The organism is Ruminococcus sp. OM04-4AA, assembly GCF_003462585.1.
Lineage (GTDB): Bacteria > Bacillota > Clostridia > Lachnospirales > Lachnospiraceae > Mediterraneibacter > Mediterraneibacter faecis.
This window is the reverse complement of the sequence record NZ_QTZH01000036.1, coordinates 22,066-32,976: the sequence shown is the minus strand read 5'-3', so window position 1 is coordinate 32,976 and position 10,911 is coordinate 22,066. Positions and strand designations below refer to the sequence as shown.

Annotated in this window: 9 protein-coding genes; all 9 read right to left on the bottom strand. The window is 38.4% G+C overall.

Annotation, left to right across the window (positions count from 1 at the left end):
- Positions 1-262: 262 nt before the first annotated feature.
- Positions 263-694 carry an MBOAT family O-acyltransferase gene (locus DXB52_RS10765; RefSeq protein WP_181989195.1) on the bottom strand — a complete coding sequence of 144 codons (432 nt, stop codon included), beginning with the start codon at positions 692-694 and terminating at the stop codon, positions 263-265.
- A 265-nt stretch (positions 695-959) separates the two neighbouring features.
- Entirely contained in the window at positions 960-1,100 is a 141-nt protein-coding gene (locus DXB52_RS16175; RefSeq protein ID WP_181983612.1) for a hypothetical protein, read from the bottom strand.
- A 33-nt stretch (positions 1,101-1,133) separates the two neighbouring features.
- Positions 1,134-3,917 (bottom strand): N-acetylmuramoyl-L-alanine amidase, encoded by a 2,784-nt coding sequence (locus DXB52_RS10760; RefSeq protein ID WP_118107295.1) that lies wholly within the window; start codon positions 3,915-3,917, stop codon positions 1,134-1,136.
- Positions 3,918-3,936: 19 nt separating this feature from the next.
- A complete protein-coding gene (locus DXB52_RS10755; RefSeq protein ID WP_118107294.1) occupies positions 3,937-4,173 on the bottom strand; it encodes a hypothetical protein in 237 nt (78 codons plus the stop codon).
- Positions 4,149-4,508 (bottom strand): hypothetical protein, encoded by a 360-nt coding sequence (locus DXB52_RS10750; RefSeq protein ID WP_118107292.1) that lies wholly within the window; start codon positions 4,506-4,508, stop codon positions 4,149-4,151. Before DXB52_RS10750 ends, DXB52_RS10755 begins: the two co-directional genes overlap by 25 nt.
- A gap of 201 nt (positions 4,509-4,709) precedes the next feature.
- Positions 4,710-7,802 carry a hypothetical protein gene (locus tag DXB52_RS10745; protein WP_118107290.1) on the bottom strand — a complete coding sequence of 1,031 codons (3,093 nt, stop codon included), beginning with the start codon at positions 7,800-7,802 and terminating at the stop codon, positions 4,710-4,712.
- 205 nt (positions 7,803-8,007) lie between these two features.
- Complete coding sequence (locus tag DXB52_RS10740; RefSeq protein ID WP_118107288.1) at positions 8,008-9,552, bottom strand: LCP family protein; 1,545 nt, start codon at positions 9,550-9,552, stop codon at positions 8,008-8,010.
- Between the two features lie 20 nt (positions 9,553-9,572).
- Complete coding sequence (locus DXB52_RS10735; protein WP_118107286.1) at positions 9,573-10,487, bottom strand: nucleotidyltransferase family protein; 915 nt, start codon at positions 10,485-10,487, stop codon at positions 9,573-9,575.
- A gap of 57 nt (positions 10,488-10,544) precedes the next feature.
- Positions 10,545-10,820, bottom strand: a complete 276-nt coding sequence (locus tag DXB52_RS10730; protein WP_117539997.1) for an HPr family phosphocarrier protein — start codon at positions 10,818-10,820, stop codon at positions 10,545-10,547.
- Positions 10,821-10,911 lie beyond the last annotated feature (91 nt).

Below are 10,911 nucleotides of genomic sequence, written 5' to 3'. Positions count from 1 at the left end.
AATTTTGTGTCATTTTACAATACATCATCTTATCTCTTTTTTATGACTTTTGATGATTTTTTCTTATTATACTCTTATTTTCTCAAAAAATACCCCAAAATAGTTGAATAATTCCTCGCTGACTCTCCATTCATCAAAAAATACCCCAAAATAGTTGAATAATTCCTCGCTGACTCTCCATTCATATGACCATCATAATCTGTATATTTTGTAATATCATGTGAAAACAAATCATAGTATTCCGTATTAAAATTCAGATATTCTACCTCATAGAATAAAACAGCACTCCAAAAATTGCCAATCCGTTATATTGATCTGGATTTCCAAATATCGCATCCACAAACACCGCTGACCAGTCTGCAAGAATCATCTTCTTAAAAAATCCCCAAAAAATACGCTGAATTCCTCTGCAAATTCTCTGTAGATCAAAGGAATGTCCTTCGTATAATTGTTCTGCTAATCTACTATGTCTCCCAATCGGTCCCTGTAAAATTTGTGGGAAATAGGATACGAACAATGCATAACGGAAAATATTTTTCTCTGCATGATCTCTTTTCCAATATATGTCAAGCAAATATCCTGATGTTTGAAACGTGTAAAATGAAATACCTAACGGCAATAAAATCTGCATTCCAAAATTAAGAATCAGCCCTATGATCAGATATCGTTTTGCTTTCTTTTTATCTTGATTCACTTCATGTTCTATCGCCACTCCACAGAGATAAGTGATTATCGTTGAGAAAAGTAAAAATGGAAAGTACTTTGTCCCTGCAGCAAGATAATAAATTTAGCTTGTTAAAAGAAGCCCCCACCATCGCATCTTTTTTGGAAACAGGTAATACAAAAGCACAGCCCCGGCTACAAATATAATAAATAAATTTGATACTAATGACATATTTCTTCTTATACCTTAAAAGGGATGGGAACACACGGCCCCCATCTCTTTTTCTCTTTCTTAATTAATTATTCAAGAATACTTTCTGCATTCTTACTGTTCTAGTATAAGAATCCATCATCCAAACATGCGTCATCTCCTGATGAATCGGAAGAACCTGCCCCCGCATCACTGCTTGGTTCACTTGCTCCAACTCATCTTTCATTTCCTTCCCTGTTGAAATAACTAGTATCAATTTTTACATTTTCTTGAGCTTTTGTATCATCTTCACAATATCAACACCATATCCTTTGGCAGCTGCCCATCCTTTTTTCTTAGGATTATTAGGTATACTTAACCATTCTACATAAATTGCACTTCCTCGTTCAACATACTTAAAACGATTATCTACGCATGTCTGATTTAAAGATTTTGTTGATCCATATGCCTTCAAATGCTGAATTTGTGCACGTACACCCTCTCTTACATCTTTAAATGATTCACCTGAAACACTATTTCCTGTTGCTCCCATGCCCGCAAAATTATACTGCTCTGCTTTCACAACACCTGTAAATTGTAACCAACCTGTCTCTTTCATCGCCTGTACAAATGCAACTTCTGCTTTAATTCCTTCTGCCACAGCTTCTTCGTAATAAATCTGACAAAAATCTCTGATTGTAGCCGCCCCACCTTTTCGCATTACATCTTCCGGATAAGCTTTCTTACTTGCCTCAAAATAAGCTACCATCTGATCCACTGTTACTTCGGTATCTCCTTCAATCAAATACGTCCCCTCAACAACATTAGAATTTGTATTCGAATTGTTTGTGCCGGCACTTCCATTTATTTTGTCATCATTTATCCCTGGAATCTCATCATATTTCTTGGTAGAATCATACATTCCATCATCATTAAAGAAATACCATGTTCCATCTATTTTCTGCCAGCCATTCTTCATTGCTCCATCGTCTGTTCCACCAAAGTAATACCAATTGCCACCTACTTTTGCAAAACCGGTTCGCATTGCTCCATCATTGGATTCACCAAAGTAATACCAGTTTGTTCCTAGCTTTTTCCATCCAGTCTGCATGTAGCCGTCGTCTGCACTTCCCAAATAGTACCATGTGCTTCCAACTTTCTGCCAGCCATTCTTCATTGCTCCATCGTCTGTTCCACCAAAGTAATACCAATCACCACCTACTTTTGCAAAACCGGTTCGCATTGCTCCATCGTCTGTTCCACCAAAGTAATACCAGTTTGTTCCTAGCTTTCTCCATCCAGTCTGCATGTAGCCGCCATCTGCGCTTCCCAAATAGTACCATGTGCTCCCAACTTTCTGCCAGCCAGTTTTCATTGCTCCATTCTCTTTATCACTAAAATAATACCAGGCTCCACCGATTTTCTGCCAACCTGTTTGCAGATATCCACCATTTGAACTGCCTAGATAGTACCAGGACTCTCCTATTTTCTGCCAACCGGTCTTCATTGCTCCATCATTAGCTTCACCAAAATAATACCTGTCTCCACCAATCTTCTGCCAACCGATTCGCATAATTCCATCATCTGTTCCACCTAGATATGACCATTTTCCACTAATTTTCTGCCAGCTAGTCTCCATATAGCCATTAGAATCAAAATAATACCAGCTTCCACTAATCTGTGCCCACTGATTTTTTAAATAGCTTGTTCCAGATGCATACCACCAACCAGTAGAATCCTTGTACCACTGTCCCTTTGACAGACCAAAATATTTCGCAATTCCAGTCGCATCGGCAACACCAAGTTTCTTCAGTCCAGCTTCATTATTTAGAAAATTATTTACATCCGATGTATTGGTCACAAACGCATGTTCCACTATAATTCCCGGAATTCCATGCTCCTTTGCAGAAATCTGAACTGTAAAATAATCTGAAAGAGAGCCATCCTCATAACGTTCATTCACAGTTGTATCTTTTGAATAAATTTTTCTTTCTTCCAGTCCCAGCCCAACAAGTTCTGACTCGATCAGTGTAGCCAGTTTCTTTCCGTCATTTCCGACCTGTGGTTTCCAGTTTGTGTTCGGAATGATTATTTCTGCACCTTTTGCTGCTGAAGATGTAGATGAATTCAAATGAAAGCTGACATAGACACTTGCTCCAGCTGCCGCTGCATCAGCTACTCTCTGATCAATATCGTGAGCAGAACTTCCGCCCGGATGCGGACAGTCTGCTGTTGTTCTTGTCATGTAGACTGATACGCCTGCATACTCTTCCAGTTCTGCTTTACAATACTGTGCAATCTTTAATGTAAGGACTTCTTCTCGTACGCCGTTTGCTGATGCGCCAGCGTGTGTTGAATCATGTCCTGGATCAAGTGCTACTACAATATTAGATGACTGTGTCTGAACTCCGTCATCACTCATCATTGCTGGAATTTCCTGTTCTGCCTGAACAATTGCCTCCTCGATACTTGACTGCTCAGTAACATTTCCGGATTCATCAATATTGTATGCCGCAATATCTGCTGATACCTCTTCCTCACTTACCGGCTGTAACTCTTCGATTCCTTCATATTTTTCATCTACGCCAAAGAGTGCTTCTATTCCAAGATCTGCAAGGGAATAATCATATACATTTCCCGCAATTGTAACGTGCAGTTCTGTAACAGAATAGACTCCCCTTTCCTGCTCTGTATAAGCTCTTTCAAACAGATATATGCCATCTGATTCCTGTACTGCAGTCCACACTTCTTCTCCTACTGGTCCCTGCACAGTTGCGGTCATCTGTTCAATCCCCTCGGAACCATCTCCCCAGGATGCCACTACCTTCTGTGTATTCGGTGTTTCCAGATAAGGCTGATCTATGTACATATAATTTAGGCGCTGTTCAGTACCGGCTGCCTGTTTTTCATCTACTGCATTCTCATCTACATGATCCGTAGCTGTCTCCGCTCCTGTCACTGCTGACTCTGCCGGAGTCTCAGCCCATGCCGTCACCGGTAGCGCTGTAATAGACATTGCCGCTGTCAACAATAATACCGTACATTTTTTTAATAATTTTTTCACTTTTTCGCATCCCCGCTTCCTATTGTTTTGTCATATAACCTGCCAGAACTGCACCACTTGTCTCAAATGTACGTCCTGCTTCTGTTATCTTGATTTTCTCACACTGGAAGCTGTCCAGATACGTGTTTACAACACATGCAAGCACTTCCGTTTCTCCTGTTGTTCCCATGGAACGAATATAATTCCCAAATCCTTCATCTACATCAAGATCTATCGTCTTCTCTTCTTCGTTCACTTTGAAAGATTCATCCCACATTCCGGAGTGATCACTGACTTTTCCTGAAGTAATGACCAAATCTTTTCTTCATTTAAAGAATCTGTTTCCACATCTTCTGTCTGGATCTCTCCTGAACTCATATTGATAGAATAAATCTTCATAACACTTTTTGTTTTCTCCGATTCTTCTTTCTTATCGTCTGTCTGTTCTGTATCGTTCTTTGTATCACTCTTATTTTCATCGTCTGTCTTCGTAGTATCCTGACTTTCTACCTGTTCTGGATTTTTTGTATCCGTGCTGTCTTTCTTTCCACAGCCTATCGCAAGTACCGCTGTAAGGCAGCACATCGCATAAAACAACTTCCTCTTATGCATTTTTGCTCCTCCTCCACTATCGCAAAGCAATCTGTCACGATTATCATTTTATCGCAATCATTCCACTTTGTCTATATTTCTTCAATAGTTTCAGCAATATTTCTATGAAAAATCACGATACTATTCTCACCACCAAAAGGGACAGCCATTAATGACTGCCCCTAAATTATTCAACTATTTTTCACTACTTTAACTAATTTACTATTTTACCCAAACACCCTCATCTGTGAACCAGTATTTTGTTCCATTGATCTTTCTTTCTCCGGTATATGCTCTTCCTTTTGCATCTGTATAATACCAAACGCCATGCAGCTTATGCCAACCATTTCTCAGAAGATAACCATTGTCATCATATACATAAATTTCATCTGTGCCTGTCCATATGCTTCCAGTATACATCTCACCATTCGAAGCGAAATAATGACCATCGTACCAACTATCTCTGACTGGTTTTCCATTCTTTATATAATACCAGTAAGTCTGACCGTCAGATTTGACAGAAAACCATCCGTCATTCGGTTCACAAACTGCTCCGTCCTGATCGAAGAAATAATACTCGTATTCTCTGGTATCTTCATCCCATACTTCTCTATATCCTGTTCTTGTCGACGGTGAAAGGTAATATCTCTTTCCTCCATAGTTAAACCATCCGTTCTTCGGAATTCCGTTTTCAAGATAATACCATTGGCCATATTCTCCTAATTGCCAGCCATTTGCTTTTGAAACTGTACCATCCGATCCCACAAACACTACTTCATGATTAATATCATCATATACTGTTGTGTTTGCATACATTTCATAATTCCATTCCTTAAAGTAATATGTTTTTCCTCCGATTACTTGTCTTCCTTTTAACAGTGACCCATTACTATCAACGTAATACCATTTATCACCAACTTTATTCCAATCCGACTTTTTCACATAGCCAATAAATTTTCCGTCGTCTGCAAATTTACATAAGCCATAGTATCCTGTATCTACAATTCCATTTGAAACCATGTAACCTGATCCATTAATGTAATAATCACCGACCCACACATTTTTCAAAATTTTTCCGTCTGTTCCAGCATATCTCCAACTATATTCTCCTTCATATCCTGGTATTTTAACCCAGCTATTTCTCTGATAAACCCCCTGGTGATCTACATAATAATCTGCGTTATTGTCATCGTCTTCCTCTATATAAGTATTTGTGCACATTACACCATGACTGATATAGTAAGATCCAACCCATCCTGTATATGGCTTGCCCTCACTGTAATAATACCACTTGCCATCAACCAATGACCAATCATTCTTTTTGATAGGATTATTTTCCTGCCAAATACCATTATCATCAAAGTATTCATACTTGCCGTTATCATAATCACCCTTATTATAAACCCAGCACATTCCTTTAGCCATTGCACCTGATTCATTTAAGTAATACCAAACGTCACCTGCACCTGATTTCCAACTATGTGTCAATAAAGCTCCATCTTCTCCTGCATAATACCAATCATATCCTTCCTGATACCAGTCATTTTTCAGAATAACTCCATCGGAATCTGTATGATAGCTGTTCCCATTAAAGTAGAAATCTCCAGTCACCATTTTACCTTCAGAGTCAACATAGTAAAGATCATTTCCATACTTTATGAACTCATTTTTACGTACACTTCCATCTGCATTCATGTAATACCAATTATTTTTGTACGTATTCCATTCCGGCGTATTTATAAGAGCTCCTGAAGAATCTGTCAGGTACAATGTATTACTATCATGAACCTCAATTCTTCCTACTTGCATCTCTCCATCATAGTTAAAGTAATACTTCTTTCCCCAAATGTCATAAATGCCATTTTTCAATATATCGCCATCTCTCCAGAAATACCACGCACCATCATACTTAACCCAGTCGTTTGTTTCCTGGATCACTCCAGAATCATTTGTCATATAATGAGTTTCACTGCCGTCATGATATGTTTCTGTAAGATACCCTGAAAGCATCGTTGCATTATACATGAAATAGTATTTTTTACCACCAATTGTTTTAACTCCATCAGCGTACAACTTTCCGTCTTTTGAATAATACCATTCTCCCTCATGGTGAATCCAATCTGACTTTTGCTGAATTTCGCCACTATTATTGGCAAAGTAATAATAATAACCATCATCTTCCCGGGCTTCAAATACTCCAGTTGCCATAACGCCATTCCCATCGAGGTAGTATTTTGAACCACTATATGAAAGGAATTCCCCTCTAAGAAGATAAAGATTACCGTCACTATCTTTTTTATAATAGCACCATGTTTTTCCGTCTTTTGTTTTATTCCATCCTTCAGTTGGTGTATAAATAACGATACCATTTGAATCCGCTATATAAGCTTTTCCGTCTTCTGTATCAAACGAACCTGTCTGCATTTCTCCATTATTGTCAAAATAATAATAATCCCCTTTATAAAGGTAGAATTTATCTTTAACAAGTTTGTTATCAACAAATAAGTACCATTTTCCGTTTGTCTTCACCCAATGTTCCTTTGCTGAAGCCTGAATCAATGTGATTGCTCCAGATGCATCCGCCTGATACAACTGTCCACCAATAGTAAGTTGAGAATCAGTTACTAGAATCCCATCTGAATCCAAATAGTATTGTTTGCCATATTTTTCTACAACTTCATCCTCTGCTCTAATGAAATCCTTTTTATAATAATTCCATGAGCCATCCTGATTCTGATACCAATCATCGATAATTAAACATCCATTTTCATCTGCCCGTATAATTCCATCATGCGATTTTTCATTTTCATCCGTGTATTCAACCCATTCCTCACTATCGATCATCATTCTTCCAGACCAATCGAAATAGCATGAATATTCAAATCCGGATTCGTCTTCAAAGTCGCGAATAGTATCTGTTACTTTTTTTCCTGCTTCATAATAATATACACTACCGTCTTCTTCAACAAATCCATCTTTCACTTCTTCATCAACATCTAGTGATTCTGTCAGATTCTTGTCCGAAACTGTTTCATCTGTTGATGTTTCGTTTTCTGTATCTTCTGTTATGTTTTCAGACGGCTCGTTTTTCTCTTCTGAAACTACTTTTTCAGTCTCTGACTGTTCTACATCTGCATTTGATTCTTCCTTTTGTTCTACATTGCTCTCATCCGCTTCTTCGACTGGTGCTTCCTGATCCACAGCCGCTTCCTGTGTAGTTCCTGTAGCTTGATTCTCTTCTGCCATTACCGGAGTAACAAGACTTGCACTAGTCGCTGCTACGCAAAGTAAAGCAATTATCTTTTTTCTCTTCATATGGGAACCTCCTTATACGATCTTGTTATATCATATTTTCCCACAATTCATTATATTTGTAAATACTTTTTGTCTTTTTAGTGTTTTATCTGTGAATTTTTTTTGTTTTTTCTCATTTCTTTATATTTTTTTGTTTTTTCGTAAGTGCCTCAAAACAAAAAAGGACAGAAAAACGAGAATCATCTCTATTTTTCTGTCCTCTGATTTAATTCAATTGTTCACCTTCCGGCAACACTCCGCCTTCTTCTACAATGTTTGCCAGATCAATAATATTCTGCACAGAAGATTCAACCGGTTCCATAATAAAGAGTTCTGTATCACCACTAGAATAACATGTACCAGTTGTATTCGTACCTTCCGCTGCTACAGACTGAATCGTCCAAGCCGGATTATTACTCAACTGATATTTAATCAATGCGTTAATCTCTTCCTGAGACATATTTGTCTCAACATCTTTGCTCACCTGTTCCATAATCGCATTCGCTTTCAAGAGCATAGTCGGTGACAAACACTTCTTCAACATAGCAGTAATAACTGCCTGCTGATCTTTTCCTCTCTGGTTGTCTCCTCCTGGAACATTGTGTCTCTCTCTGCAGAAAGCAAGTGCTTCTTCACCATTGAAGTGATTATATCCTTCCTGTACATCCATTACATGTTCAGAATCTTCACTTGTTGTAAACGCATACTCTGAATATACATCAATTCCTCCAAGTGTATCTACAATATCAATTAATGAAGTAAAATTCAATCTCGCATAATAATTAATATCCGTCTCATACAATTCACCCAGTGTACGCATAGAGGCATCTACTCCGTAAATTCCTGCGTGAGTCAGTTTATCTCTCTGACCGCCTGAAATCTTTGGAATCGGTACATAGTAATCACGCGGAGTAGTTACTAATAAAATCTGATGTGTCTGCGGATTCACAACTGCAATAATATTCACATCACTTCGGCTTGTTTCTGATACATCACCATAGACATCAATACCACTGATATAAACTGTAAATGGTTCTTTTATAATACTGTCATCTGTTGCTCCTGTTGAATTTCCGAAATCCAACTCAACACGTATATTAAATGTATACAACACTTTCACTTTATCGCTATAGCCATCTACTGCTTCTTCCATCAGACTTGTATATGCACTGTTATAAATGATTGCATCACAATCTCCATCAATCAGAGCCTGTGCCTGATCCTGAACGGAATCATACTCTTTCACTTCAATCGTATCAACGCCAACTTGCTTTTCAATATCAGCTACAGCTGTCTGTATATTGTCAGCACCTTTCTCAAACTGTACACCATACGTATAGTCTGCCGCATCTTCTATTGTCTCTGCCGAATCATCTGCTCGCACTGCAACAACCATCTTATCTACTTTATAGTTGCTGCCTGTGATCTTTCCAATCATATTATTAGCCTGAGCGACATAATAACTTCCCGTAAACATCACAACTGCCATAAGTAAACTGAATACTTTTCCCCAAGTCCCCCGTTTTCTCCTTGCCACCTGTGAATTCAGTGTCACACACCATAAGAAAAACAGTATTGCTGCTGCCAGTATCAGATACTTGTCCGGAATCATTCCTAACAAATACAATACCGCCATTAAGGCTATACTGGCAATCGTCTGAAGAATGATACACAAAGTCCCCAGCTTATTACTTCCCGATCTGCGGGAATACTTATTTGTACTTTTTTTTCTGCGTGCAGAATTGCCAGCAGATCCTTTTCGTTTTGCCATCTTACATCCCTTTTCTTAAATTAGAACAATTTTGACGGGTAAACTCCTTCTTCAATCAATCCACGAAGCGCTACTGTTACAGATTCTTTATCTTCCTTATATGTCACACCAAACCACTGGTCATGTGACTGCAGTACTTTTACTTCCAGTTTTCCATCACTTAACAGATCTCCAATCATTGTCGGAAGCAGATATTCTGCTTTTAGATCTGTACTTTCTGTTTTCTCAAGGAACTCATCAAATCCTGTCTTAAGAATCTCAAAAAATTCAGGTGTAATTCCCCACATATTCATAGATACCGGTGAATCAACATCAAGGAATACATCTCCATCCTCTTTGTGGATTACAGCTTTTCCGTCTTCTTTTTCGATGTTATGTGTCTCTTCAATGTCTGCAAGCATGCCATGTCCGTCTACTTCGCACACACCTCTGGTCACGCCTCCGTTATCACTCAATGTATTTTTCAATACAAAGCTGACCATACAAATCTGCATTATATCAGCAGATGGAAGGTTTGTCAAATAACTGTATGCCTCTTTAAATGCTTCTTTTCCATAATAATCATCTGCATTGATTACAAGGAATGGAGCATCCACCACATCTTTACAGCAAAGAATTGCCTGACCTGTTCCCCAAGGTTTTGTTCTTCCTGTGAATTTTCCGCTGAATTTTTCTGGAATATCATCAAGCTCTTGAAATGCATATGCTACTTCTACTTCTTTTTCAATACGGTTGCCAATGATCTCTTTGAAATCTTTCTCGAGATCTTTGCGGATAACGAATACAACTTTGTCAAACCCTGCTTCTAATGCATCATAGATGGAGTAGTCCATGATAATCTCTCCATTTGGTCCGATTGGAGCCAGCTGCTTGATTCCGCCTCCAAAACGACTTCCAATACCTGCCGCCATGATTATTAATGTTGCTTTGCTCATTTCTTTTTCCTCCTAATGTCTCTTCACTGTTACAATATACCAGTTTATAAACACCACTTATTCTCCCAATCCATCTTTCACAAGTTGAACCATGTCTGAAAGTGCTATTTCTTCGTCTTCTCCTTCACAAATAATTGTAATCTCATCTCCGCTTTTTATGCATGCACCCAGTACGCTTAATACACTTTTGGCATTTGCATTTACCTCTTCGTTTTTCATCTTTTTGTACACTGTGATCTTGCTCTTGTACTGCATCGCAGTTTTACAAAACAATCCTGCCGGTCTTAGATGAAGTCCTGTCGGATTTTTGATCACTACTTTATCGCTTACCATGTTATTCTCCTATTCTATCTCTCTGATAGTTGGAAGTTTTAACTCCAATATCATATAATATGCATTGAAAACTGTCAATGCCAGCCTTCTT